This window comes from Ruegeria sp. CDSA089, from assembly GCF_059612205.1.
In genome coordinates this window covers 128,021-154,237 of the sequence record NZ_JBXWQD010000001.1, presented here as the reverse complement: position 1 = coordinate 154,237, position 26,217 = coordinate 128,021, and the positions used below count along the sequence as shown (strand labels likewise).

General features: G+C 58.1%; 25 protein-coding genes. 15 read left to right on the top strand and 10 right to left on the bottom strand.

What is annotated here, in order from left to right:
• Positions 1–124: 124 nt before the first annotated feature.
• From AC2FJ6_RS00805 to AC2FJ6_RS00790, 4 genes are read left to right on the top strand one after another with little or no spacing between them, the layout of a single operon-like run.
• Entirely contained in the window at positions 125–1,723 is a 1,599-nt protein-coding gene (locus tag AC2FJ6_RS00805) for a L,D-transpeptidase family protein (RefSeq protein WP_170769779.1), read from the top strand.
• Between the two features lie 34 nt (positions 1,724–1,757).
• Positions 1,758–2,849 carry a UDP-3-O-(3-hydroxymyristoyl)glucosamine N-acyltransferase gene (lpxD, locus tag AC2FJ6_RS00800; protein WP_170769778.1) on the top strand — a complete coding sequence of 364 codons (1,092 nt, stop codon included), beginning with the start codon at positions 1,758–1,760 and terminating at the stop codon, positions 2,847–2,849.
• A 32-nt stretch (positions 2,850–2,881) separates the two neighbouring features.
• Positions 2,882–3,139 carry an acyl carrier protein gene (locus tag AC2FJ6_RS00795; protein WP_170786803.1) on the top strand — a complete coding sequence of 86 codons (258 nt, stop codon included), beginning with the start codon at positions 2,882–2,884 and terminating at the stop codon, positions 3,137–3,139.
• A 9-nt stretch (positions 3,140–3,148) separates the two neighbouring features.
• The gene (locus AC2FJ6_RS00790; protein ID WP_170769776.1) at positions 3,149–4,357 is read left to right on the top strand and encodes a beta-ketoacyl-[acyl-carrier-protein] synthase family protein; all 1,209 of its coding nucleotides are present in this window, start codon (positions 3,149–3,151) and stop codon (positions 4,355–4,357) included.
• Between the two features lie 42 nt (positions 4,358–4,399).
• Here AC2FJ6_RS00790 and AC2FJ6_RS00785 read toward each other — a convergent pair whose 3' ends face one another.
• Positions 4,400–4,999, bottom strand: a complete 600-nt coding sequence (locus tag AC2FJ6_RS00785; protein WP_170769775.1) for an invasion associated locus B family protein — start codon at positions 4,997–4,999, stop codon at positions 4,400–4,402.
• 436 nt (positions 5,000–5,435) lie between these two features.
• Between AC2FJ6_RS00785 and AC2FJ6_RS00780 the strand changes: the two genes are divergently transcribed.
• On the top strand, positions 5,436–6,977 hold the full coding sequence (locus AC2FJ6_RS00780) for a helicase HerA-like domain-containing protein (RefSeq protein WP_170769774.1): 1,542 nt from the start codon (positions 5,436–5,438) through the stop codon (positions 6,975–6,977).
• A 36-nt stretch (positions 6,978–7,013) separates the two neighbouring features.
• Here the strand turns inward: AC2FJ6_RS00780 and AC2FJ6_RS00775 are convergent, their stop codons facing one another.
• The 7 genes from AC2FJ6_RS00775 to AC2FJ6_RS00745 all read right to left on the bottom strand — a co-directional run bounded on the left by AC2FJ6_RS00775 (position 7,014) and on the right by AC2FJ6_RS00745 (position 13,142).
• On the bottom strand, positions 7,014–7,268 hold the full coding sequence (locus AC2FJ6_RS00775) for a hypothetical protein (RefSeq protein ID WP_170769773.1): 255 nt from the start codon (positions 7,266–7,268) through the stop codon (positions 7,014–7,016).
• Between the two features lie 180 nt (positions 7,269–7,448).
• Complete coding sequence (locus AC2FJ6_RS00770; RefSeq protein ID WP_496668120.1) at positions 7,449–8,762, bottom strand: branched-chain amino acid ABC transporter permease; 1,314 nt, start codon at positions 8,760–8,762, stop codon at positions 7,449–7,451.
• Entirely contained in the window at positions 8,759–9,769 is a 1,011-nt protein-coding gene (locus tag AC2FJ6_RS00765) for a branched-chain amino acid ABC transporter permease (protein ID WP_170769771.1), read from the bottom strand. The genes AC2FJ6_RS00770 and AC2FJ6_RS00765 overlap by 4 nt, the downstream gene beginning before the upstream one ends.
• On the bottom strand, positions 9,769–10,203 hold the full coding sequence (locus AC2FJ6_RS00760; protein WP_170769770.1) for a hypothetical protein: 435 nt from the start codon (positions 10,201–10,203) through the stop codon (positions 9,769–9,771). The genes AC2FJ6_RS00765 and AC2FJ6_RS00760 overlap by 1 nt, the downstream gene beginning before the upstream one ends.
• 2 nt (positions 10,204–10,205) lie before the next feature.
• Entirely contained in the window at positions 10,206–11,036 is an 831-nt protein-coding gene (locus tag AC2FJ6_RS00755) for an ABC transporter ATP-binding protein (protein WP_170769848.1), read from the bottom strand.
• An 8-nt stretch (positions 11,037–11,044) separates the two neighbouring features.
• On the bottom strand, positions 11,045–11,833 hold the full coding sequence (locus tag AC2FJ6_RS00750; protein ID WP_170769769.1) for an ABC transporter ATP-binding protein: 789 nt from the start codon (positions 11,831–11,833) through the stop codon (positions 11,045–11,047).
• A 127-nt stretch (positions 11,834–11,960) separates the two neighbouring features.
• The gene (locus tag AC2FJ6_RS00745; RefSeq protein ID WP_170769768.1) at positions 11,961–13,142 is read right to left on the bottom strand and encodes an ABC transporter substrate-binding protein; all 1,182 of its coding nucleotides are present in this window, start codon (positions 13,140–13,142) and stop codon (positions 11,961–11,963) included.
• A 151-nt stretch (positions 13,143–13,293) separates the two neighbouring features.
• Here AC2FJ6_RS00745 and AC2FJ6_RS00740 point away from each other — a divergent pair, with 151 nt between their 5' ends.
• Complete coding sequence (locus AC2FJ6_RS00740) at positions 13,294–14,388, top strand: PQQ-dependent sugar dehydrogenase (RefSeq protein WP_496668118.1); 1,095 nt, start codon at positions 13,294–13,296, stop codon at positions 14,386–14,388.
• Here AC2FJ6_RS00740 and AC2FJ6_RS00735 read toward each other — a convergent pair.
• Positions 14,385–15,389, bottom strand: coding sequence for a GlxA family transcriptional regulator (locus AC2FJ6_RS00735; protein WP_170786786.1), 1,005 nt, complete (start codon positions 15,387–15,389; stop codon positions 14,385–14,387). The genes AC2FJ6_RS00740 and AC2FJ6_RS00735 overlap by 4 nt on opposite strands.
• A gap of 170 nt (positions 15,390–15,559) precedes the next feature.
• Between AC2FJ6_RS00735 and AC2FJ6_RS00730 the strand changes: the two genes are divergently transcribed.
• Positions 15,560–16,930 carry a class II 3-deoxy-7-phosphoheptulonate synthase gene (locus AC2FJ6_RS00730; RefSeq protein WP_170769765.1) on the top strand — a complete coding sequence of 457 codons (1,371 nt, stop codon included), beginning with the start codon at positions 15,560–15,562 and terminating at the stop codon, positions 16,928–16,930.
• 264 nt (positions 16,931–17,194) lie between these two features.
• Here the strand turns inward: AC2FJ6_RS00730 and AC2FJ6_RS00725 are convergent, their stop codons facing one another.
• Positions 17,195–17,869, bottom strand: a complete 675-nt coding sequence (locus tag AC2FJ6_RS00725; protein ID WP_480873855.1) for a PAS domain-containing protein — start codon at positions 17,867–17,869, stop codon at positions 17,195–17,197.
• 255 nt (positions 17,870–18,124) lie between these two features.
• On the opposite strand from AC2FJ6_RS00725, the gene AC2FJ6_RS00720 reads away from it, so the two are divergent.
• The 8 genes from AC2FJ6_RS00720 to pstB all read left to right on the top strand — a co-directional run bounded on the left by AC2FJ6_RS00720 (position 18,125) and on the right by pstB (position 26,209).
• Positions 18,125–19,003 carry a YicC/YloC family endoribonuclease gene (locus AC2FJ6_RS00720; protein WP_496668116.1) on the top strand — a complete coding sequence of 293 codons (879 nt, stop codon included), beginning with the start codon at positions 18,125–18,127 and terminating at the stop codon, positions 19,001–19,003.
• Between the two features lie 16 nt (positions 19,004–19,019).
• On the top strand, positions 19,020–19,661 hold the full coding sequence (gene gmk / locus AC2FJ6_RS00715; protein WP_170769762.1) for a guanylate kinase: 642 nt from the start codon (positions 19,020–19,022) through the stop codon (positions 19,659–19,661).
• Positions 19,658–20,182 (top strand): gamma carbonic anhydrase family protein, encoded by a 525-nt coding sequence (locus AC2FJ6_RS00710; RefSeq protein WP_496668114.1) that lies wholly within the window; start codon positions 19,658–19,660, stop codon positions 20,180–20,182. Before gmk ends, AC2FJ6_RS00710 begins: the two co-directional genes overlap by 4 nt.
• A 30-nt stretch (positions 20,183–20,212) precedes the next feature.
• A complete protein-coding gene (locus AC2FJ6_RS00705; RefSeq protein WP_170769760.1) occupies positions 20,213–21,286 on the top strand; it encodes a sensor histidine kinase in 1,074 nt (357 codons plus the stop codon).
• A 160-nt stretch (positions 21,287–21,446) separates the two neighbouring features.
• Positions 21,447–22,487: a substrate-binding domain-containing protein gene (locus AC2FJ6_RS00700; protein WP_170769759.1), complete on the top strand. Its 1,041-nt coding sequence runs from the start codon at positions 21,447–21,449 to the stop codon at positions 22,485–22,487.
• A gap of 83 nt (positions 22,488–22,570) precedes the next feature.
• The gene (pstC, locus tag AC2FJ6_RS00695) at positions 22,571–24,043 is read left to right on the top strand and encodes a phosphate ABC transporter permease subunit PstC (RefSeq protein WP_480552133.1); all 1,473 of its coding nucleotides are present in this window, start codon (positions 22,571–22,573) and stop codon (positions 24,041–24,043) included.
• The gene (gene pstA, locus AC2FJ6_RS00690; protein WP_170769757.1) at positions 24,040–25,401 is read left to right on the top strand and encodes a phosphate ABC transporter permease PstA; all 1,362 of its coding nucleotides are present in this window, start codon (positions 24,040–24,042) and stop codon (positions 25,399–25,401) included. Before pstC ends, pstA begins: the two co-directional genes overlap by 4 nt.
• Positions 25,402–25,411: 10 nt before the next feature.
• Entirely contained in the window at positions 25,412–26,209 is a 798-nt protein-coding gene (gene pstB, locus AC2FJ6_RS00685; RefSeq protein WP_170769756.1) for a phosphate ABC transporter ATP-binding protein PstB, read from the top strand.
• The last annotated feature ends 8 nt before the right edge of the window (positions 26,210–26,217 follow it).

The window sequence follows — 26,217 nt, the reverse complement described above, 5'->3', positions numbered from 1 at the left end:
ATCAGGCGGGTAAAGAAGCATCGATGTGATGTATTTGTGAATGGACAAGCCCGTCGACCGGCCAGCATATTTGTTCGGCGTGGATACAGGCGCGCGTAGAGTGTTGAAGAATAAAGGTTATCCCATGCGAGCATTTTTTCGTGCATCCAGTGTTCTCGCTCTTGCTGCTTGCTTGGCGGCCACGACCGGCGTGGCCAACACTCCCGACAAACCGGCCACTGCCTTTCAGATGGCCGTGGCCGAATCTGCTCCGTCCGGGTCGGAGATTGCTGATTTTTACCGCGCGAACGGGTTTACACCGATTTGGGTGGGTGAGACGCCAGAACATGCGACGCGTCGTGCGAGCCTGATTCAGGCGTTGGCCACTGCCCATATGCACGGCCTGCCCGATGCCTATAACGTCGAGGCGCTGTTGACCAAGATGCAAGAGGCCCGTTCGGTCCGGGATCTGGGCGGTGTCGAAATGGCGCTGAGCCGGGCCTTTATCGCATATGCAAATGACCTTTATTCCGGAGCGCTCCGGCCTGCGGATATCGATGAGGGGTTGGTGCGCAAGGTACAGCGCCGCTCGACCGTGGATCATTTGCAAGGGGTCGTGTCCGAGAACGCGGCCTATTTTGATCAACTTGCGCCGCAGACCGCCCAGTATCGGGCATTGATGAAGCAGAAAGTGGCCTTGAAAGCTTTGATCGATCAGGGCGGATGGGGTGCGACTGTGCCTCAGGACAAGCTGGAACTTGGTGATACCGGTCCCAATGTGATCAAGCTGCGCAACCGGTTGGTTGCCATGGGTTATCTGAAACCCACCGCCAGCCCGCGCTTTGATGACGCGATGCTTGCCGCTGTGAAGGACTTCCAAACTGCGCACGGATTAGCCTCGGACGGGGTCGCGGGGCAGGGGACGATTACTGAACTGAACCGCTCAGCCTCAGACAGGCTGCGGGCGGTCTACGTGGCGCTGGAGCGGGAACGCTGGTTGCCGCGCGAGCGGGGCGAGCGGCATATTCTGGTCAATCAGGCGGATTTCTCGGCCAAGATCGTTGATGATGGCTTGGTGACGTTTGAAACGCGTGCGGTCATTGGAAAGAACGTTCACGATCGCCGCAGCCCGGAATTCTCGGATGAGATGGAGCATATGGTCATCAACCCAAGTTGGTATGTACCACGCTCGATCATCACAAAAGAATACCTGCCGCAGCTGCAATCGAACCCGAATGCGGTGAACCATATACATATCACTGATCGCAGTGGGCGGCAGATTGACCGGGGCGCAGTGGACTTTACCCAATTCACCGCGCGCAACTTCCCGTTTGCGATGCGTCAGCCGCCCAGCAAAAGCAATGCGTTGGGGTTGGTGAAGTTCATGTTCCCCAACCAGTACAATATCTATCTGCATGATACGCCCCAGAAATCTCTGTTCGCGCGCGAGTCGCGGGCGTTTTCGCATGGCTGTATCCGGCTGGCGCAACCCTTTGAGTTTGCCTACGCGTTGCTGGCCAAGCAGGAGGAAAACCCAAGGGCGTTTTTCCAGCGGGTTCTGGCAACCGGCAAGGAAACCACGGTGCCTCTGAAACAGCACGTCCCGGTGCATTTGATCTATCGCACGGCCTATATCGGCCCCAAAGGCGAGGTTCAGTATCGCCGTGACGTCTACAGCCGAGATCAGAAAATCTGGGACGCTTTGCAGAAAGCGGGGGTGGCCCTGCCGGACGTTCAGGGGTAATCACCGGATTAGGCCTTAATCCGGGGAACCCGACATGCACTATACCATTCAGCAGATTGCCGATGCCCTTGGAGCGGAATGTCAGGGCGATGTCAGCCTGATCATCGCGCGCGCAGCGGAACCGGCGGATGCAGGTCCTGATGATCTGGCGATGGCAATGTCCCCCAAATATGCCGAGGCTTTGGGCAACGGCGCGGCCCGCGCGGCCGTGTTGTGGGAAGGTGCGGATTGGCAGGCCATGGGGTTGCAGGCCGCCATCTTTGTTCCGCGTCCACGGATGGCAATGGCGGGGATCACCGCGATGCTGGACCGGGGGCAGGGGATTGCGCCCGGCATTCACCCGTCTGCCGTTGTCGACCCAACGGCAGAGATCGGCGAAGACGTCTCGATTGGCCCATTGGCGGTGATCGGCGCTCGGGCGAAAATCGGCGCGAGGTCGGTTATCGGGGCGCATTGTGTGGTCGGGATGGATGCAGTTCTGGGTCAGAATGCCATGCTGCGCGAAATGGTCAGCATCGGTGCCCGCGCACAGATCGGAGACCGCTTTACCGCGCAACCCGGCGCGCGTATCGGCGGCGACGGGTTCAGCTTTGTCACGCCCGAGGTGTCGGACGTTGAAAACGTGCGCAAGACCATGGGCGACAAGGGCGACGCACGGGCCCAAAGCTGGTTGCGCATTCACTCACTTGGCGCGGTCGAGATCGGTGATGATGTCGAAGTTGGCGCCAACTGCACTGTCGACAATGGTACGATCCGCAATACCCGGATCGGCGACGGCTCGAAACTGGATAACCTGGTCCATGTGGGCCACAATACCCGCGTGGGGCGCGATTGCTTGCTGTGCGGGCAAACCGGTGTGTCAGGCTCGGTCGAGATTGGAAACAACGTCGTTTTGGGCGGTCAGACCGGTGTGGTCGACAATATTTTTATTGGCGATGGCGTGATCTCAGGCGGTGGCACAAAGATCCTGTCCAACGTACCAGCGGGCCGTGTCATCATGGGTTATCCGGGAATAAAAATGGAATCTCATACGGACATTTACAAAGCGCAACGCCGCCTGCCGCGCATGGCCCGTGACGTAGAGGCGTTGAAAAAGGCTGTTTTCAAACAGTCGCCGAGTGATTAAATCACCCTCAACGGGATAATCAGAGGATCGACATGAGCATCACCGATCGCGTCATCGCCATCATCGCCGAACAGGCCGTGCTGGACCCTTCGGATGTGACGCCCGAAAGTACGCTCGAAGATCTGGGGATCGACAGCCTTGGGCTGGTCGAAAGCATCTTCGCCATTGAGGAAGAGTTCGACATCTCAGTCCCGTTCAATGCCAACGAGCCGACAGCCAGCGATTTTGACATCTCGAATGTCGCTGCGATCATCGCCGGTATCGAAAAGCTCGTGTCGGAAAAGGTCTGACGCAGGATCATGAAACGCGTTGTTATTACCGGTGCGGGCACGATCAACTCGTTGGGCCACTCCGTTCCGGCGACGCTTGAGGCGATGCGCGAAGGGCGCTGCGGAATTTCCGAACTTGAGTTCCGCGATGTCGAGCGCCTTGCCATCAAGATTGGCGGTCAGGTGCGCGGGTTCGAGGCCGAGGGCCGGTTCAACCGCCAACAGATGACCCTGTATGATCGGTTTACGCAGTTCACCCTGACGGCGGCAAAAGAAGCAATCGAACAGTCTGGGATCGAATTTCATGGCGATCTAGCGGCGCGCTCAGGCGTTGTTTTGGGAACAGCCGGTGGCGGCGTGTCGACCTGGGATGACAATTACCGCTCAGTCTATGAGGACGGTAAGAACCGGGTTCACCCCTTTGTCGTGCCCAAGCTGATGAACAACGCGGCGGCCAGCCACGTATCTATGGAACATAACCTCAAAGGGCCCAGCTTTACGGTCTCGACCGCCTGTGCCTCGTCAAATCACGCGATGGCTCTGGCGTTCCAGATGGTGCGCAGCGGCGCGGCCCCGGCGATGCTGACGGGTGGAGCGGAATCCATGCTGTGCTTTGGCGGCGTCAAGGCGTGGGAAGGGCTGCGGGTCATGTCCAAAGACGCCTGCCGTCCGTTCAGCGCAAACCGCAACGGTATGGTTCAGGGCGAAGGCGCAGGTGTCTTTGTTTTTGAGGAGTACGAACACGCCCGCGCGCGTGGGGCCGAGATCCTGTGTGAAGTGGTGGGGTTTGCCATGACTTCGGACGCCGCAGATATCGTGATGCCCAGCAAACAAGGCGCGGCTCGCGCAATTTCGGGCGCTTTGGCGGATGGTGGGATCAATGCCGATCAGGTGGGCTATATCAACGCGCACGGAACCGGCACGGCGGCCAATGACAAGACCGAATGCGCGGCAGTGGCGGATGTCTTTGGTCCGCATGCGGATGATCTGATGATATCGTCCACCAAATCCATGCATGGACACCTGATCGGCGGTACCGGCGCGGTAGAACTGTTGGCCTGCATTATGGCACTGCGTGACGGCGTGATTGCGCCTACGATCGGCTATGAGGAACCTGACCCGGAATGCGCTTTGGATGTGGTTCCGAACGAAGCCCGCAAAGCCAAGGTAGAAGTTGCGCTGAGCAATGCGTTCGCCTTTGGTGGCCTGAATGCTGTTCTTGCTCTAAGGCAAGTCTAAAAGGAACGCGCTGTCTTCTGACAGCGCGCTCCGGCGGTTCGGTTAGTTTTGCGCTGGCTCAAGCGTATCAAAACCAGCGGTGAATCCGGCCAGCGACACTTCCATTTCCAACAACTGAGTCGGTGCCAACAAAGACACCAACGACAGCGTTGCCGTTGTTCCTGCTTTCATTGCGTCAATGTCACCTTGAGTGAACCCAAGCTGTGCGAGGCATCCGACCGGGTTGCAATGGTGATAGTTGTACCGCTTGCCAGGTGCGCCGTCGATGGACAGAGCAAGCTGTGCCTGCAACAGGATTTCAAGCGGAACTACGACCGTTGCTCGGGCGGCAGCGGGAGAGCCCTCGGGCAGATTCTGAATAGTGATGTCAGCAATGGGTTGCCCCTGGTCACCGGCCAGAATTTGGCGGAGGAAACAGGGATCTTCACCTGCTTCAGTCTTCACACACGAGATCATCCAATCACCGTGCTCTTCTTTGATGTAGCGGCTACCTACGCGTGGTCCTTCCTCGCCAAGATCCAAATCCGCACCAGCCTGAGTCTGGGGAGCAGTTGTAGTGTCGGCTTGATTTTCCTGCGCCGCGACCGCCCCGGCCCAAAGCATGGCGGCAACAACATTGAGAGTGAGAAGTTTCTTGATCATGAACGCCTCGGTTCTGTGGATACGCTTTTTGCACGGTCTAACATTGTTCCGGCAGGGTGTCAGGCACTATGCCAAGAAAATGCGTTGATGTGATCGGATTTTTGCCTGTCCACAGATGAAAACTATCGTTGGAGCAACAAAAAAAGGGAGCCGGTGGAGCGGCTCCCTTTTCTATAATTTTCTCCCCGTCGGACTGGCCGACTTAGTTATGCGCAGACGTTACGAAAGGGAATCGCGGCGGTCAACTGCTAACCTGAAAAATTGATCACTTCGGCGGTTTTCGTGAAAAAAGCCGCGCCCAAAGGCGCGGCCAGTCGACAGGGAGGAAGTCTGCCGCCTGCTTCCGGTTTGGTTACAGGCGGCGAATAGACTATCGCAGTTATTTGTTAAATTTGTATGCTGCCCTCAGACCGGTGGAAATTGGGGCAAATTTCATATGCAAAACAATATCTTTTTGGGCGGAGCCGGGGATGGCTACAGCGAACCGGAAAACCTGACGCTGAAATACGCCAACCGCCACGGGCTGATCGCAGGTGCGACCGGGACCGGAAAAACAGTGACTCTGCAAATTCTGGCAGAGGGTTTCTCGCAGGCCGGGGTGCCCGTATTTTTGTCGGATGTTAAGGGCGATCTTTCGGGGTTGGCCAAGGCGGGCAGCGCAGCGCACAAACTTCATCAGGCGTTTCAGGATCGCGCCCAGACAATCGGGTTTTCGGACTATAGCTATGGCGCTTGTCCGGTCACGTTCTGGGATTTGTTCGGAGAGCAGGGTCATCCCGTCCGCACCACTGTAACCGAGATGGGTCCGCTGCTGTTATCGCGCTTGATGGACCTCAGCGAGGCGCAGGAAGGTATCCTGAACATTGCCTTCCGTGTGGCTGATGACGAAGGGATGCCACTGCTTGACCTCAAGGACCTGCAATCGCTGCTGGTTTGGGTGGGAGAGAACCGAGGCCAGCTTTCATTACGGTTTGGCAATGTCTCGACATCTTCGATTGGTGCGATCCAACGGCGGCTGCTGGTGCTAGAAAATCAGGGCGGCGCGAACCTGTTTGGTGAACCCGCACTGGAACTGGCTGATCTTATGCACACCGACGCGCAAGGGCAGGGAGTCGTGAACATCCTCGCCTCGGACAAGCTGATGGGGTCGCCCCGGCTTTATGCGACGTTCCTGCTGTGGCTGCTCAGCGAATTGTTCGAAGAACTGCCCGAGGTGGGCGACCCCGACAAGCCTAAACTGGTATTCTTTTTCGACGAAGCGCATCTTCTGTTCGAAGATGCACCCAAGGTTTTGGTGGACAAGGTGGAACAAGTCGCACGCCTGATCCGGTCCAAGGGCGTGGGGGTGTATTTCATTTCCCAGAACCCCGCCGACATACCCGAAGATATTCTGGGCCAATTGGGCAACCGGGTTCAACATGCGCTGCGGGCCTTCACCGCGCGCGACCGCAAGAACTTGCGTCTGGCGGCGGAGACCTACCGAGAGAACCCCGCTTTCGATACCGAAGCCGCGATCCGCGAGGTCGGCGTAGGCGAGGCGGTCACTTCGATGCTGGAGAAAAAGGGCGTACCTGGCGTGGTCGAGCGGACTTTGATTCGTCCGCCGGGGTCTCAGTTGGGGCCAATCACGAAGGCTGAGCGTCAAGCCATTGTTGCCGCTTCGTCGATGGAGGCGAAGTACCGAGAGCTGAAGGACAGAAAATCGGCCTTTGAAATCCTTCAGACCCGCGCAGATGCGGCCGCTCAGGCGGCAGAAAAGGCCGAGGAAGAAATCGAAACCCAATCCGTGGCCGAGCGGGAATTCGCAACGGCACGCAGATACTCCGGCAGCCGGGTTGGGCGGTCATCCTCACGCGTGATGCGCAAGAAGGACAGCTTTGCCTCCGCCATGAGCGAGGCGGTCATCAAAGAACTCAAAGGAACAACAGGCCGCCGCATCGTGCGCGGCATTCTGGGCGGGTTGTTCAAAAGCAGGTAGGGCCGGGGACAGTCGCGGACCGCTCCGGCGACGGGCTTATCCCTTAAGGCGGCGCTGGCCTTCTTGCTTGCAATAGGCGTCCGCCTCGGGGACCGTCATTTTGGTGGCCGGGAAATCAATCGCGCGGTCCCAAATGACGCGATCAGGGCGGTACAGTTGGCACGTAACTTCACCCTTCGGAGTTTGGACTTTGACCGGTGTGGTTTCAAAATCTTCCGGGCTTGGAACGCAAGCTGCCAATCCGGCGATCAGAGGAAGCAGCAGCAGTGATTTGGTCAGCGTCGAAGTCATGTGAACTCTTTTATACTCAACAGGGTGGTCGCATCATTCTACGGATTTTCTAAATTCCCGTAAACGCGTGGGATTTCGGCCAATGCCAAACTGGTTGTACCCCGTCTAGACGGACAGTGCGCTTAGATCAAGAAACCGCGCCTGAAAAGAGGCACGGTTTCGTCGCTTTTGAGATAACTGTTACTTTTCTGGTATCAATCCGCGTGGGCTGAACCTGAGGACGATCAACAGTATCAAACCCATGGTGAACAGGCGCATATGGGCAGCGCTGTCGATCAGATGCGCCTTCAATGCGCTGCCTTCGGGCATGGTTGAAGTAATCAGGTTCATCAGCCAAAGGCCCATCGGCTCGACCTGGACCCACAGGAACCAGATCAGGAACGCGCCCAGAACAGCGCCGAAATTGTTGCCCGAGCCGCCGACGATCACCATCACCCAGACGAGGAAGGTAAAGCGCAGCGGATTGTAGGTGCCCGGCGTCAGCTGCCCGTCCAGTGTGGTCATCATCGCGCCCGCAATACCGCAGATCGCGGAGCCCAAAACGAAGATCTGCAAATGGCGGCGGGTGACGTCCTTGCCCATCGCCTCGGCTGCAACTTCATTGTCGCGAATGGCGCGCATCATCCGTCCCCATGGGCTTTTCAATGCCATCTGTGCCATCCAAAGCAGGACCAGCAGCACTATGGTGAACAGCAGCGAATAGCCCAGCTTGACCGAAAGCGTCGAGGCCGTGACTGGATCAAGACCCAGCCATTCGGCGCGGGCGATGAATCCGGGATCTGCTTGCAACTCGACCTCATAGCCGACCACAGGCGCAGGGCGCGGGATGCCGTAGACATTCTTGACGCCGCGGGCCAGCCAGTCCTCGTTCTTCATGATGGCGATAATGATCTCGGCAATACCCAGCGTCGCAATCGCCAGATAATCCGAGCGCAGACCCAACGCGGTTTTCCCGATCAACCAGGCGGCACCTGCAGCCAGCAGACCTCCGGCGGGCCAAGCAAGCAGAACGGGCAGGTTCAGACCTCCGATATTACCCGCGACGGCGGGGTCGATGGCCTCAATTGAGGCGACGTTGGGGTCGAAAATGGCGCGGTAGACAAAGAAGCCGACGATCAGGATGCCGATGATCGCCAAGGTTTGCACCCGCCCTTTGGGCATCTTCTGCGCGGTGATCACAGCGGCCACAACCGTCGCGGCCCCCAGCAGCAGCGCGAGGATGACGCCAAAGCCCCCGCCGGTCCATGCGCCCGGCGTCGGTGGGGTGGAAACCAGCACAACCGCTAGCCCGCCCAGCGCGACAAAGCCCATGACGCCGACATTGAACAGACCCGCAAAGCCCCATTGCAGGTTCACCCCGATGGACATGATGGCCGAAATCAGCCCCATGTTCAGGATCAGGATGGCCGAGTTCCAGCTTTGCGTGAACCCGGTCAGCAGGATCAGGCTGCCCACCACGACGAAAAGCAGCGTATTCTTGACAGTCTCGGTCATACCGCTTTCCCCTTGAACAGGCCCGTGGGCTTAAACAGCAGCACAATCAGCAGGATCACGAAGCTGACGGCGAATTTGTAGTCGGTGGACAGAAACTGGACCAGGCCCGAGGGCTCAAGGCTTTCAGGGGCCAGATAGGTCAGTACCTTTTTCCACGCATAGGTGATGGTCACCTCGGAAAACGCGATGATGAAGCCACCCGCGATGGCGCCCAATGGATTGCCCAAGCCACCCACGATGGCCGAGGCAAAGATCGGCAGCAGAAGCTGGAAATAGACGAAGGGCTTAAAGCTTTTGTCGAGGCCATAGAGCACACCTGCAGTGGTCGCCAGCGCGGCAACGATGATCCATGTGATCATCACCACGCGTTCCGGGTTGATGCCGGAGAGTAGGGCCAGATCCTCATTATCCGAATAAGCCCGCATCGATTTGCCGGTGCGTGTTTTGTTTAGAAACCAGAACAGCAGCGCAACGGCGACAACGGCCACAACTACGGTGATGCCCTGAGAGGTCTTGATCGCCAGCCCCTCACGCAGGCCGGTCATCGCTTTGAAGTCACGCGCCGAGACGATGAAACGCTCTCCGTCCGAAAAGCGCTGGTCATCCGGGCCGATGATGAACCGCACGATCCCGTTCATGATGAACATCACGCCCATCGACACGATCACCAGAATAACCGGCTTGGCCTTTTGTTCGCGGTAGAACCTGTAAACCAGCCGGTCGGTGATCAGCACCAGAACGATACAGCCCAGAATGGCAAAGGGCAGGGCGAGCAGAGCGGTCGGAAGCGGCCCGAAACTGACCCCAGCGGCTTGCAGGCCCCACGTGACCAGAACCGCGATCATTGCGCCAAAGGCCATCGTATCGCCATGGGCAAAGTTCGAGAACCGCAGGATGCCATAGATCAGCGTCACTCCCAATGCACCCAGCGCCAACTGGCTGCCATAGGCGATTGCGGGAACAAGAACGAAGTTGGAGAGCGCCACAAGGGCGTTGAGGAAGTCCATTAAAACTCCTGCTCGCAATCGCCTTCAAATACGCGACGCGCATTAAAGGTATTTGAGTAATCGACATATTTCTGCGCAACGATATCGAGCGTAGCCGTCAACGTTGATGGTGGTGTTCGTACAAAGTACACGACCGCGTTGCTATTTTCTTTCTTTTGAGAAGCAATCATCAATGAGTTTTGAGATGTGACCACATACTCTGTTCCAGTCGAAAGGCGTAACGTGGAAGTCGTTTCATCGGTCGCGGACGTGCCATCAATTCTGAATTCCCCGAAATTACTTCGAACTTGATTGCGCGGATTGCCAACGAACTCGACATCGAATGTTGAACCGACGCACTCTTCTTCGTGTTCACAGACTTCATTTAGAAGGCACGCTTCGGCGTCAGCAGCGCTGGTTAGTGAGGCGATGATGAATGCTGCAGTTATCTTCACGCTCACCCTCCCAAGAAACTCTTGCGCACTTCGGGATCGGCCAGCAGTTCCTTGCCCGTGCCGGTATAGGCGTTGCGTCCCTGAACCAGCACATATCCCTTGTCCGCGATTTCCAGCGCCTGGCGGGCGTTCTGTTCGACCATCAGGATCGGCAGCCCGGTGCGCGACACCTCGATGATCCGATCGAACAATTCATCCATCACGATGGGCGAGACGCCAGCGGTGGGTTCGTCCAGCATCAGCACCTTAGGTTGGGTCATCAGCGCGCGGCCCACGGCGACCTGTTGGCGTTGACCGCCCGATAGCTCTCCGGCCGCCTGATTGCGTTTGTCGCGCAGGATCGGGAAGAGGTCATAGACCTGCTCCATCGTTCCCGAAATATCGTCGCGGCGGATGAAGGCACCCATCTCAAGGTTCTCTTCCACCGTCATCGAGGTGAAGATGTTCGACGTCTGTGGCACAAACCCCATGCCCTTAATCACCCGATCTTGCGGCGACAGTTTGGTGATGTCTTCGCCGTCCAGTCGAACAGCTCCGGCGCGGACGTCCAGCATTCCGAAGACCGCCTTCATCGCGGTCGATTTTCCTGCGCCGTTGGGGCCGACGATCACGGCGATTTCGCCTTTATCGACCGCGATGGTGCAGTCATGCAGAATGTCGGGCCCTTTGCCGTAACCGCCGGTCATAGTGTCGCCGATCAGGAAGGGGCCGCCCTCGACCTTATGCGTCTCACCGCTTTTGCGATGGGCGGGGGTCATGGTGCCGACGCCATGTGTGTTGGTGATTGAGGCGTCCTTGTTGCCCTTGTCGTCGTGATAAGGATTGTCGCTCACGCCAGCGGTCATGTTTGGGCCTCCAGCTTGTCTTTGTTTTTCAGGCCCGTGCCCAGATAGGCCTCGATCACGTGCTCATTGGCCTTGATCTCGTCCAGAGTACCTTCGGCCAGCACCTTGCCTTCGGCCATACAGATGACCGGGTCGCAGATTTTGCCGATGAAATCCATGTCATGTTCGATGACCACAAAGGTATAGCCGCGTTCCTTGTTTAGGCGCAGGATTGTGTCGGCGATGGTCATCAGTAGGGTACGGTTCACCCCTGCACCAACTTCGTCCAGAAACACGATCTTGGCGTCGACCATCATGGTGCGACCCAGTTCCAGCAGTTTTTTCTGCCCGCCCGAGACCTGACCGGCCTTGTGATCGGCCAGATGTTCGATGGTCAGGAACTCCAGTACCTCATCGGCCTTGGCCTTCAATGCGCGTTCTTCATCGGCAATGCGTTTGCGCCCGAACCACGTGTTCCAAAGCGATTCACCTGATTGCGCACCCGGCACCATCATCAGATTCTCGCGGCAGGACATCGAAGAAAATTCATGCGCAATCTGGAAGGTGCGCAGCAGGCCCTTGTGAAACAGCTCATGCGGGGGCAGGCCGGTGATATCCTCACCATCCATATGGACCTTCCCGCTGGTCGGCGGCAGAACGCCCGCGATCACATTGAACAGAGTGGTTTTTCCGGCCCCGTTCGGCCCGATCAGACCGGTGATCGAGCCCTTTTGGATTTCCAGCGATGCCCCGTCCACCGCATGAAACCCGCCGAAATGCTTGTGCACGTCTTCGACGACGATCATCTTTTCCCCTAGCCGCCGTTTTCCGGCGTTGTTGCCACATCCCTGTACGAATGGTGCGGGCTTTTGTCATTGAAACAGCCCGGACACAAGGCCCGGGCTGCTTGTTTTTATGACTGTTAACCTTGGATCAACGGAAGTTGACGGTTTTGTTCTCGCCGTCGGTCACTTCGATCTCGCGGTACGAACCCGCGCTTTCGCCGGGGCCGATCAGCTCAACGCCGGACGCGCCGACATAGTCGATGTCCTGACCTGCGGCCAGCAGTTCCAGACCCTTGGCCAGCTCACCTGGGTAGATCTTTTCACCCGGTGCGTTGGCGACGTCCATGATCTTGCTGCCGTAATCGGCGGGGCTGGTCGAGCCTGCGGCCTGCATGGCCAGCATGAACAGCGCAGCTGCGTCATAGGCTTCCGGCGAATAAGGCGACGAACCGTCGAAACCGGCGGCTTCAGCCATTGCAAAGTACTTCTCGGCGCCCTCGCCACCCGAACCGGCGATCTGACCGAACGAGCCGTTCAGGTCGGGGCCAACATTGTTGGGAAGCGAGTCACCGATCATGCCGCCGGGCAGACCGAACGTGTCAAACGCACCGCTGTCCAGTGCCGACTGGATGATACCCAAACCACCTTGGTCGAGATAACCCGCGACAACCAGAATGTCGCCACCGGCCGAGGCCAGCGCGCCCACTTCGGCCGAGTAGTCGGCCTTGCCGTCTTCGTGTGCGGCAACGATGGTCACTTCGCCACCTGACGCCTCAAACGAGGACTGGATCGCGTCTGCCAAACCCTTGCCGTAATCGTTGTTGGTGTAGGTCAGTGCAATCGAGCTGATGCCACGGTCATTCAGGATGTCCGCCATCACCTGACCTTCACGCGCATCCGAGGGCGCGGTGCGGAAGAACAGGCCGTTGTCTTCCATGGTCGACAGGCCGGGCGAAGTCGCCGATGGCGAAATCATCACCATGCCGTTTGGAATAGCGACGTTCTGCAGGATCGCGCCGGTCACACCCGAGCAGTCGCCGCCAATGATGCCAGCAACGCCATCTGCGATCATACGCTCTCCGTTCGAGGTCGCCAGGCCATTGTCAATACAACCAGTATCCGCGCGGGACGCGCTGACCTTGGTGCCGTCCAGCAGCTTGCCGGATTCGGTGACTTCGGCCATTGCCAGTTCCGCACCTGAACCCATCGCCGGGGCCAGAGATTCAATCGGGCCGGTGAAGCCGAACAGGACGCCCAGCGTGATATCTTCGGCCAGAGCCGGACCAGCCAGCAGAGCGGATGCCGCAGTTGCAGTAAGCAGCTTTTTCATATGGTTACTCCCTATTGTGAACGTATTCGTTCTGGTCACGACCCTAGGCAAGCTGCTCGGAAAAGAAAAGTCCTAACGCAAACGTGTTTTTGCGCAAAGGAAAGCTATTTGGTCTCATAGGGCTGACGCAGTGATTTTGAAGGGAAAAATGATGGTCCGAGCATTTGCGCTTCTTCTTTTGACGCTGCTAAGCGTCCCGCTGCGTGCTGAGGTCTTAAGCACCCCTTCGGGCTCAGTGCAGGTTGAGCCGATGGTTCAGGGGCTGGATACGCCGTGGGCCGTCGGAATTATGCCTGACGGATCGTTTCTGGTGACAGAACGGGATGGAGAGTTGCTGTATGTCTCGGATGGCAAGGCAAAGAAGGTGCGCGGTGCCCCAAAGGTTGCGGCAAACGGACAGGGTGGGTTGCTGGATGTGACAATCGCCCGTGATTTCACGCAAAGCCGGGAGATTTTTCTGACATTCTCAAAGCCTCAACGGGGTGGGGCCGGTACCGCCCTAGCCGTGGCGCGGCTGTCTGAAAGCGGGGATCGGCTGACCAATCTGCGGGTCCTCTTCGAAGCCGTTCCCGGAGGGTCCGGTGGTCGACATTTCGGTTCGCGTGTGGTCGAGGCCAACGACGGCACTTTATTTGTCACTATTGGGGATCGCGGCGACCGTCCCCAAGCGCAGGAAACGTCCAACCCTATAGGTTCAGTGATCCGCGTGAACCGTGACGGAACAGTTCCTGCGAATAACCCGTTTGTAGGGAAGCCGGATGTTCGGCCCGAAATCTGGTCCTATGGCCATCGCAACCCACAGGGGGCCGGTTTAGACGCCCAGGGCCGCTTGTGGACCGCAGAACACGGCGCGCGCGGCGGGGATGAGGTGAACCTGATCCAACCCGGACGGAATTACGGCTGGCCGATCATTTCGTACGGTCGTCACTATTCGGGTAAGAAGATTGGCGAGGGCACTTTCAAAGATGGGCTTGAACAACCGAAATTCTATTGGGACCCGTCCATCGCACCCTCGGGTCTGTTGGTTTATTCCGGCAAGCTATGGCCGCAATGGGCCGGCGATATACTCGTTGGCTCCCTGAAGTTTGACTTTATTGCCCGTCTCGCAGGATCGCCCCTGACCGAGGTCGAAAAGATCGAGGGTTCAGCGACCGAACGAGTCCGCGATATTGTGGAAGCGCCGGACGGGGCGATCTGGTTTATCTCTGTCGGGCAGGGCGCGGTTTACCGGATGACACCGGGTTAAACAGACAGTTTCCCGCCTTGAGCGCCTCGCTCGCGATATGGCGTGGTGTTGTAATGGGCGCGGTAGCATTTCGAGAAATGCGACGGGCTGGCAAAGCCACAGGCCAGCGCCACGTTGATCACGCTCATATCGGTCTGCATCAGCAGGTTTCGCGCCTTGTGCAGCCGTAGCTCCATGTAATACCGCTTGGGTGAGCGGCTCAGGTAGCGCCGGAACAGCCGTTCCAGCTGACGCGTGGACATTCCGACGTCTTTGGCCAGAATCGAGGGCGAGATCGGCTCTTCGATGTTTTTTTCCATCATCAGGATGACCTGGCTGAGCTTTGGATGCCGAACCCCGATCCGGGTGGGGGTCGACAGGCGCTGCGTGTCCTGATCCGTGCGGATCGACGAATAGATCATCTGATCCGCTACTGCATTCGCCAGATCTTCACCATAATCATCCGCGATGATCTTCAACATAAGGTCGATGGACGAAGTCCCGCCCGCCGTCGTCATCCGGTTACCGTCGATCTGAAACACGGATTTCGTCAGTTCGACCTCATCGAATTCCTCGATGAAGCTGTCCGAATTCTCCCAGTGGATTGTCGCGCGTTTGCCATCCATCAAACCAGCCTTGGCCAGAGTGAAGGCTGCTGTACACAACCCGCCAATTTTCAATCCCCGCCGCGCCTCGCGTCGTACCCAATTCAGCACCTTCTTGGTGGTGGCGTTCTGAACATCTACGCCGCCGCAAATCAGGATCACGGCATCGCGCTGAAGTTCAACGAGATCGGAATCAAGTTTGAAGTTGGCCCCAGCCGAACATGTAACGGTGTCACCGCCTTCACCGGCAAAGGTCCAGGTGTACAGCTCTTTATCGGCCATACGATTGGCGATGCGCAGGCTGTCCAGTGCCGACGCAAAAGACAGCAAAGAGAACTTGTCCAAAAGGACAAACACGAAATTCTTAGGGTTGGCCGCAGTGTCTTGCACCGTGACAACTTGGCGTTGCTCTTGCATGGCGAGGTGTCCTTGATTCGCCGCCAGGGGACGATAGGTCCGGCGGCACGTATTAAAACCACCATGATCAAAGCTTGTTTACGACGTCAAGGGGGCGCAATTGGGATATGGTCACTCTGTCACGCATTTTGTATAGAGACGACCTGAATACTTCAGCGGAGATCAAAGCTATGACCGAGTGGCAAAAAACGAACTGGCGCAACAAGCCCCGAGTTCAGATGCCAGATTATACCGACGCGGCCGCGCTGGCCAAGGTCGAGGCCCAGCTTGCCCAGTATCCCCCGCTGGTTTTTGCGGGCGAGGCACGGCGGTTGAAACAGCACCTGGCTGCGGCTGGACGGGGTGAGGCGTTCCTGCTTCAAGGCGGCGACTGTGCTGAAAGCTTTGAACAATTCAGCGCGGATGCGATCCGTGACACGTTCAAGGTAATGCTGCAGATGGCGATGGTTCTGACTTATGGTGCCAAGGTGCCGGTGGTCAAAGTTGGCCGTATGGCTGGTCAGTTCGCCAAACCGCGCAGTGCCCCGACCGAAGTGGTGGATGGTGTGGAACTGCCCAGCTACCGTGGTGATATCATCAACGAGTTGGCCTTCACTCCCGAGGCCCGCATTCCGAATCCGTCCAAGATGCTGCAAGCCTACACGCAGGCGGCGGCCACGCTGAACCTGCTGCGTGCGTTCTCGACCGGTGGTTTTGCGGATATGACCCGCGTGCATTCCTGGACGTTGGGCTTCACCGACGATCAAGACGTGCAGAAATATTCGGAGATCGCCGACCGCATTCAAGACTCCATCGACTTCATGGATGCCGCCGGGATCAACGCCGATACCACGCATGAGTTCTCGACCGTCGAGTTCTACACCAGCCATGAAGGGCTATTGCTGGAATATGAAGAGGCGCTGACTCGTCTGGATTCGACCTCTGGCAACTGGCTGGCTGGCTCGGGTCACATGATCTGGATCGGCGACCGTACCCGTCAGCCCGACGGTGCGCATGTGGAATTCTGCCGGGGCGTACAGAACCCGATCGGTCTGAAATGCGGTCCGACCACGACCGCCGAAGACCTCAAGGTTCTGATGTCCAAGCTGAACCCCGAAAACGAAGAGGGTCGCCTGACCCTAATTGCGCGGTTTGGTGCAGGCAAAGCGGGTGAGCATCTGCCGCGCTTGGTCAAGGCCGTGAAGGAAGAGGGTGCCAATGTGACCTGGGTCTGCGACCCGATGCACGGCAACACGATCAAGTCGGCCACGGGTTACAAGACCCGCCCATTCGATTCGGTCCTGCGCGAAGTCCGCGACTTCTTTGGCGTCCATCAGGCCGAGGGCACCGTCCCCGGCGGCGTGCATTTCGAGATGACCGGTCTGGACGTCACCGAATGCACTGGCGGCGTGCGCGCAGTGACGGAAGAGGACCTCTCGGACCGCTACCACACCGCTTGCGACCCGCGTTTGAACGCGTCGCAATCGCTGGAACTGGCGTTCCTTGTGGCCGAAGAACTGACGAACCTGCGCCGTAACCGCACTAAACGTGCGGTTGGCTAAGGCGGCGCGCTTCTTTACGCGAACCCAAAGGGGGCCAAGTTGTTTGGGCTGAGCTTCCTTTGGGCACGTTTGCGCCGTCGGCATTCTCGTAAGGCGTCACAGAGTTTCTACTGCCTGACGCCTTACTTGCAGAATCTCGACCCGATCCAGAATCCAAGAACCCGTATGCGCGCCGATGGCCGGTTCGAGGGCGAGGTTGGGCGAGACAAAAAAACCGGCAAGACGATCTGGTTGCCGGTTCTAAAATAACATCGGGTTCCGAACTCAGTCGTCGCGCGACACGACCAGCCGCAGGTGCGAACCCGGACGTTTGAATTCTGTCTGATCTTCGGCAAAACCAACCACAGACGGCCGTGCCGGTTTTTGAGGGGCCTGAACATCTGAGACGGGGCGCAGTTTCTGATCCGAGACGTCAAAGCGCCGTGGGGTTGCACCGATCACGCCGTCGCTGACCATCACGCCCAACACGCGGCTGACATCACCCAGATCGCTTTTCAAGGGCAGAAGGATCATCCGTGCCTGCATTCGGGTGCGACCCAGTGCGCCGGGCGAGATCAACCCAAGCTCGGCAATCGCGGGCTTGGCAAAGACTTCTTCCAATACGTCGGTGATTTGAGTCCGCGCACCGGGTTCGAAAAACGCTGTCAGAGGCATTCCGCGTACCTCCATACCTGCCAGGTTGTTCAGATGGCTGCCCGCAAGGCGAAACCTTGCCAGACCGGGTGCGATGCGTTCCAGGATGAAGGTGTATTCCAGAATATTCTCGAGTCCGCGCGGATCAATCTGCGACCGCATGGGCACACCGTCGCCCGTCAGCAACGCTGTCCAATATGCCTCAGCCTGCCGGATGGGGGACAGGCTGCGCCCACTGTCAAAACGATCCATTGCGACGATCTTTCCAAAGTTTGACCCGGAACCGTTCCCGAAAAACGTCTTCATTTTCATCACCCTAGCGTCAATCGACCGTCATTTTCATAAAATGCCACATATCGGGGACATCACCGACTGACCACCCCCGACAGCGACCAGATTGACACGGGTTAATACAATTTTGGAGGAATTCTTTAATGAATGGTTAACTGCGTACTGGATGCGACAAACTCAGCAAACTCTTGCCCTGCGCTGGTGGTTGGCTTTAGGTGCTGCCGGAATAGGGCCATGGGCTATAACGAAAGGTCGGCTATGATCAGATCCATGACGGGCTTCGCCTCGGGCAAAGGCGCTTTGGGGCCGCATAGCTGGACGTGGGAGCTGCGCAGCGTCAACGGCAAGGGGCTGGACATGCGCATTCGCGTTCCAGATTGGCTGACCGGGCTGGAGGCGGCGCTGCGGGCGCAGATGTCCAAGGCGCTGAGCCGGGGGAATGTCACCTTGTCGCTGCGCTTGAACCGGGACGAATCCGCGCCTGAGATCGTGTTGAACGAAACGGCCATGGCCGCAGCCCTGGCGGCGGTGAAGCGCACCCAGCAGATGGCGGAGGAAGCTGGCGTAGCACTTGCAACGCCAAGCGCTGCCGATTTGGTGGCGCTGAAAGGCATGCTAGATGCAGGGGCCGATGTGGATGATCCGACCGCTCTGGTAAAGCAGCTCAGCACCGAATTTGCGACCGTTCTGGCCGAGTTCATCGCCATGCGCGAGACTGAGGGGCAGGCGCTGGCCAAGGTTCTGGACAGCCAACTGGATCAGGTTGCAGCTTTCACCGATCAGGCCGCCGCGCTGGCCGAACAGCGCAAGGACAAGATGGCCGATGCCTTACGCGAAAATCTGGCCCGCGTGTTGGAAAACGCACAAGGCGCAGATCCGGACCGGGTCGCGCAAGAACTGGCGCTGATCGCGGTCAAAGCGGATGTGACCGAGGAAATCGACCGCCTCAGAACCCATGTCACGGCCGCGCGTGACTTGCTGGCACAGGATGTGGCCGTGGGGCGCAAGCTGGATTTTCTGATGCAGGAATTCAATCGCGAGACAAATACCTTATGCTCCAAGGCGCAAAGCGCCGAACTGACTTCGGTAGGGCTTGAGTTGAAAGCCGTAATTGATCAGATGCGCGAGCAAGTGCAGAACGTGGAATAACGACAGGAACACCCTTATGGCGGATCGACGCGGCCTACTTATCATTTTGTCTTCTCCTTCGGGGGCGGGCAAATCCACCTTGGCCCGGCGGCTGATGCAGTGGGACAGCGACCTTGAATTCTCGGTCTCGGCCACAACGCGCGCCCCACGTCCGGGTGAGGAACATGGCCGTGAATACTACTTCCTCAGCGAGGATGCGTTCAAACAGCAGGTCGCCGATGGTCAGATGCTGGAGCACGCGCATGTATTCGGGAATTTCTATGGCTCACCCGCGGGGCCGGTGCGCGAGTCGATCAACAGCGGCAAAGACGTGTTGTTTGATGTTGACTGGCAGGGCGAGGTGCAGATTCGCAACTCGGACCTTGGCAAGCACGCTTTGTCGATTTTCATACTGCCGCCCTCGATCCCCGAACTGCGTCGTCGGCTGGAAAGCCGAGGCCAGGACGCCGCCGACGTGATCGCCAAGCGGATGCTGAAAAGTTGGGATGAAATCAGCCACTGGGGCTATTACGACTATGTTCTGGTGAATGACGATCTGGACGCGACCGAGGAAAAGCTGAAAACCATCGTCAGCGCCGAACGGATGCGGCGTATTCAGCAACCGGTGCTGCAAAACCACGTTCGCACGCTGCAAAACGAATTTGAGGAATTGTCATGACCGTCTACGCCCTCGGCCCGCACACGCCGCAAATCCACGCGGACACATGGGTCGCGCCCGATGCGAACCTGATTGGGAAGGTGGTGCTGGAGCAGGGGGCCTCGGTCTGGTTTGGCTGCACCATACGCGCCGATCATGAAGAGATCCGGGTGGGCGAAGGCAGCAACGTGCAGGAAAACTGCGTGATGCATATTGATGCGGGCTATCCGCTGACGATCGGCAAGAACTGCACCATTGGGCATAAGGTCATGCTGCATGGATGCACGATCGGGGAAAATACTCTGATCGGGATGGGCGCAATTGTCCTGAACGGTGCGAAGATCGGCAAGAATTGCCTGATCGGGGCAGGGGCCTTGATCACAGAAGGAAAAGAAATCCCGGATAATTCGCTGGTGATGGGATCGCCGGGCAAGGTGGTGCGAGAATTGGATGCGGCTGCGGCGCGAAAGATCACGTTCAGCGCGCTGCATTATCAGGAAAACATGCGCAAGTTTCGTGAAACTTTGACACCCGTGTCCTAGAACGCTCTCGAATATCACCGAGTACCAACGATGTCAGACGATCTGCTTGCCGAAATTGTGTCGGCCATTCCCCTACCTGCCCTGATGGTCGACCAGACCGAGCGGATCATAGCGGCCAATACAGATGCACGGACGTTGCTTGGGCAAAACATCGTCACCCGTCATTTTGCCACCATCCTGCGTCAGCCGCAGGTGATTGAGGCGATGGAGCAAAGCCTGCGTGACAAGGGGCGGGCGAAGACGCGCCACCTTGCAAATGACGGCGCTCAGGACACCACGTTCGAGGTAGAGTGCCGCTATATGAACGGTGTTGGCGCTGTCTCAGGCGGGGCTGTTCTGGCTGTTTTTCAGGATGTGACCCATCTTGAACAGGCCAGTCAGATGCGGCGCGATTTTGTCGCCAATGTCAGTCACGAACTGCGCACGCCGCTGACCGCGTTGATGGGCTTTATAGAAACCCTGCGCGGCCCCGCCCGCGAAGATGCTGCCGCGCGCGCGCGCTTTCTTCAGATCATGACGGATGAGGCCAACCGCATGAACCGGCTGGTAGGGGATTTGCTGTCGCTGAACCGGGTCGAAAGCGAAGAACGGGTGCGGCCACGAGAGGAGCTGGACCTGTCGGGCTTGCTCCAATCCACGATAAATTCCCTGCGGCCACTGGCCGAGGATGCGGAAGTAGAACTTCGCCTTACCGATGATCCCCAGGGACCGGTGTCCTTGATCGGTGACAGCGATCAGTTGCGGCAGGTTTTTACCAACCTGATCGAGAACGGAATCAAATACGGCGGTAGCGGCGGCTTGGTTGAAGTACGAATTCAGTCTTTCGAACGGGACACTGCCATGCGCGGCCCGGCTGCGCGGGTTCAGATTTCGGATAAGGGGCCGGGTATCGACCCGACTCACCTGCCGCGTTTGACCGAGCGATTCTACCGGGCGGACAATCACAGGTCCCGGCAATTGGGTGGAACCGGTTTGGGGCTGGCGATCGTAAAACATATCGTCAATCGGCATCGCGGGCGCTTGCGAGTGGAAAGCGAGTTGGGCAAAGGCTCTGTTTTTACAGTGATTTTGCCGCAGCAAAAGCCGGAAGAAGCTCAGGCTTAACGCCCGGCATACCGGAATTGTCACAAAGTCATAGCTGAATCTGCCAGTTTGTCATGAAACCGTTACAAACCTGTCACAAAAGGCTTACGCACGGCTCTTAGGGGTGCCGGCAAGATCATCATGGGGGTGATCAAAAACAACCATTCTCAAGGAGACTGAGATGTCCTTTGTAAAACTGTCGGCTTCTGCTCTGGCGATTGCTGCCGTTTCGGCCACTACCGCTGCTGCACGTGATCAGGTTCAGGTTGCCGGTTCCTCGACCGTTCTGCCTTACGCTTCGATCGTTGCCGAAGCCTTCGGTGAAAACTTCGACTTCCCGACCCCTGTTGTTGAATCGGGCGGTTCCTCGGCTGGCCTGAAGCGTTTCTGCGAAGGTGTTGGCGAAAACACCATCGACGTTGCCAATGCTTCGCGCGCCATCCGTGAAAAAGAAGTAAAAGCCTGTGCCGAAAACGGCGTGACCGACATCATCGAAGTTCAGATCGGTTATGACGGCATCGTTTTCGCCTCAGACATCAATGGCAACTCGTTCGAGTTCACGCCGGAAGACTGGTACAAAGCCCTGTCCGCACAGATCGTTGTTGACGGTCAGCTGGTCGACAACCCGAACAAAACCTGGGCCGACGTAAACCCTGCTTTCCCGGCGCAGCCGATCGCAGCTTTCATCCCGGGCACCAAGCACGGCACCCGTGAAGTGTTTGAAGACAAGGTGATCCTGGCCGGTTGTGAGCACCTGGGCGACTTTGACGTTTACAAAGCAGCCAACGGCGACGACAAGAAAGCCGCCGAGAAAGCCTGTATCGCCCTGCGTACGGACGGCGTTTCGGTCGACATCGACGGCGACTATACCGAAACTCTGGCGCGTATCGACAGCAACAAAGACGGCATCGGCGTCTTTGGTCTGGCCTTCTACGAAAACAACACCGACAAGCTGCAAGTTGCAACCATGTCCGGCATTGTTCCGACCACCGAGTCGATCGCAACCGGCGAATACCCGGTCTCGCGTCCGCTGTTCTTCTACGTGAAGAAAGCGCATATTGGCGTGATCCCCGGCCTGAAAGAATATGCTGAGTTCTTCGTCGCCGACGAGATCGCAGGCCCCGATGGTCCGTTGGCTGAATACGGCCTGGTTTCGGATCCCGAGCTGGTCAAAGTTCAGGAAGCTGTTGCGAACGAAACCGTTCTGGGCGGCGGCTCCTAATCACCCTTGCTTATGGAACCGGGGCGGTTTATGCGCGCCCCGGTTCTTTTTGACTCTTCTCCAGCCATTCCGACGGAGTTCCCATGGCACTATCCTGGCTGTTGCTCATCCTGCTTGCATTCGCAGTGATCGGATATTTCGCAGGGCGGTCCCGCGCCCTTGCAAGCGCAGGAGGAGACGCGCGCGATCTGCACTCTCTGCCGTCGTACTATGGCTATAATGTTGCGCTGACGGCGCTGGTGCCGGCGCTTGGCATTTTGGTCGTCTGGTTGCTGGCGCAGCCGATGATCGTAAACAGCACAGTCACCGGCATGATCCCCGACCACGCGATCCCTGAAGGCGCTGACCGCGGCCTGATCATGAGCGAGGTTCGGCGCGTTTCGAACGGGTTGGCCGGGGCCGTTGCGACCGGCGCGCTGAGCGAAGCGCAGGCTGGGAATGCCGATGCCGATATTGCGGAGCTGACCCAGACGTTGAAAGACTCAGGTCAGGTCCTGACACAGGAGATTACCAAACCTATTCTGGTCGCGGCCCAGAAATACCGCAGCATGACGTCGACCGGAACGATAGCCATGCAGGTGATCGTTGTGATCGTCGCGCTGTTTGGTGCAGCCTTTGCCTATATCCGAACGCACAAGGAATTCCGCGCCCGCAACGTAGTGGAACAAGGCGTTCTGGCGCTGTTGCTGCTGGCGGCTTCGATTGCGATCCTGACAACGGTGGGCATCGTTTTGTCCATGTTCTTCGAGACGCTGAACTTCTTCCAACTGCACTCGTGGAAAGACTTCTTCTTCGGTAGCACATGGGCCCCGAACTTCCGTGGCGGCTCGGAACTGTCGATCCTGCCGCTTCTGTGGGGCACGCTCTATATCTCGGTGATCGCGTTGTTGGTGGCGGTGCCGATTGGCCTGTTCGCCGCGATTTACCTGTCGGAATATGCCTCAGGCGCGACCCGCTCCATTGCCAAGCCATTGCTAGAGATCCTCGCCGGTATCCCGACCATCGTTTATGGTCTTTTTGCCTTGCTGACGGTTGGTCCTGCGCTGGTGTCGATGTTCGGCGAAGGCGGGGCGCTGGGAGTGGGCTGGATGGCCAGCTCGAACGCGGTGCTAACTGCGGGTTTGGTTATGGGCATCATGCTGATCCCGTTCGTGTCGTCGCTGTCCGATGACATCATCAATGCGGTGCCGCAGTCTATGCGCGATGGCTCTCTGGGGCTGGGCGCGACGCATTCCGAGACTGTCCGTCAGGTGGTGCTGCCGGCCGCGCTGCCGGGGATCGTCGGAGCGATCTTGCTGGCCGCCAGCCGCGCCATCGGTGAGACGATGATCGTGGTGATGGCTGCCGGTGCAATCGCCAAATTCTCGGGCAACCCGTTCGAGGCAATGACCACGATCACCACTCGGATCGTCAGCCAGTTGACCGGCGATACCGACTTTGCCAGCCCTGAAACGTTGGTTGCGTTCGCGCTGGGTCTGACCCTGTTCATCATTACGTTGGGGCTGAACATCTTTGCCCTCTACATCGTACGCAAATACCGGGAGCAGTACGAATGACCGATATTTCCCAAACGCCCGCTGCTGCTCCGGCTGCGAAACCCAAAAAGGGGTCCTTGTTCGAGCAAGACGCACGGACCAAAAAGCGCAATGCAGCCGAATCCCGGTTTAAGATGTATGGGATTGCTGCCATCGGTATCGGCCTGCTGATGCTGATCGTGCTGGTCACAAACATTGTGACCGCAGGCACCGGCGCGTTCCAGCAGACGTTTCTTGAACTGAATGTTGAGCTGAAAGAAGACAAACTGGACAAGAAGGGCAACCGCAATATCGAGGATATCAAGAAGGTCTCGACCTTTGGCTACGCGCCGCTGATCGCCTCGGCGATTGAGACGGAAGTGCAAGAGCTGGGTATCCAGACCGATCTTTCGCCCAAGGAGATGGGCAAAATCCTGTCCAAAGCCGCACAGGCCGAGCTGAGGAACTATGTGATCGCCAACCCCGATGAGATCGGCAAGACGGTCAGCTTCCGCTTTTTGGTCAACAGCCGTGTCGATGGCTATATGAAGGGTCGCGTGACCCGCGAATCCATCGCCAATGACAAAAGCATCACGGTTGCCCAGCTGGATTTCGTAGATCAACTGCGGGATGCGGGCGTGCTGTATAAGGCGTTCAACCCCGATTTCATCTTCGGCTCGGACGCGTCCGACCAACGGCCCGAGGCTGCGGGGATCGGTGTTTCGATGCTGGGCTCGCTGTTCATGATGTTCGTGGTGCTGGCTTTGGCGCTGCCGATTGGGGTGGCCGCCTCGATCTATCTTGAGGAGTTTGCGCCGCAGAACCGGCTGACCGATATCATCGAGGTGAATATCTCGAACCTGGCCGCCGTGCCGTCGATCGTGTTCGGTATTCTGGGTTTGGCCGTGTTCATCAACTACATGCATCTGCCGACCTCGGCACCGCTGGTGGGTGGTCTGGTTCTGACGCTGATGACTCTGCCGACGATCATCATCTCGACGCGTGCGTCGTTGAAGGCGGTTCCGCCGTCGATCCGCGATGCCGCACTTGGGGTAGGGGCCTCGAAAATGCAGGCGGTGTTCCACCATGTCTTGCCGCTGGCCGCGCCCGGTATTCTGACCGGCACCATCATCGGTCTGGCGCAGGCGCTGGGGGAAACCGCGCCGCTGCTGCTGATCGGGATGGTGGGCTTTATCGCCTCGAACCCGCCCGACGGGCTGGTGGCGGGCTTCCTGTCACCGAACTCGGCCATGCCGGCGCAGATCTACGAATGGTCCAAACGCGCTGACCCGGCCTTTTACGAACGCGCATGGGGAGGGATCATCATCCTGTTGATCTTCCTTGTGACAATGAACACCATCGCGGTCATCCTGCGCCGCCGCTTTGAACGCCGCTGGTAAGGGGCTTATTATGAACGACATGACACGAGTGGAGAGAGCCGTGGACTCCAAAGCCATCAAGATCGCCGCGAATAATGTGCAGGTCTACTACGGTGAGACGCACGCTATCAAAGACGTCAACGTCGAGATTGAAGACAAGACCGTGACCGCCTTTATCGGCCCGTCGGGCTGCGGCAAGTCTACCTTCCTGCGCTGCTTGAACCGGATGAATGACACGATCGACATCTGCCGGGTTCAGGGCGATATCCTGCTGGATGGCGAGGATATCTATGACAAGCGCGTCGATCCGGTACAGCTGCGCGCCAAAGTGGGCATGGTGTTCCAGAAGCCGAACCCTTTCCCTAAGTCGATCTATGACAACGTAGCCTACGGCCCGCGCATCCACGGCCTTGCCAAGAACAAGGCGGAACTGGATGAGATCGTTGAGAAATCCCTGCGTCGCGGTGCGATCTGGGATGAGGTCAAGGATCGTCTTGACGCCCCCGGCACCGGCCTGTCGGGTGGTCAGCAGCAGCGCCTGTGCATCGCCCGCGCCGTCGCGACCGAGCCCGAGGTTCTGCTGATGGACGAGCCTTGCTCGGCCCTGGACCCGATTGCAACTGCGCAGGTCGAAGAACTGATTGACGAGTTGCGCTCGCGTTATTCGGTGGTGATTGTGACCCACTCGATGCAGCAGGCCGCGCGAGTCAGCCAGAAAACCGCATTCTTCCATCTGGGCAACCTCGTCGAGTTCGGCGAGACGGGTCAGATCTTCACCAACCCCGAAGATCCCCGCACCGAAAGCTATATCACCGGCCGGATCGGCTGAGGACAGGT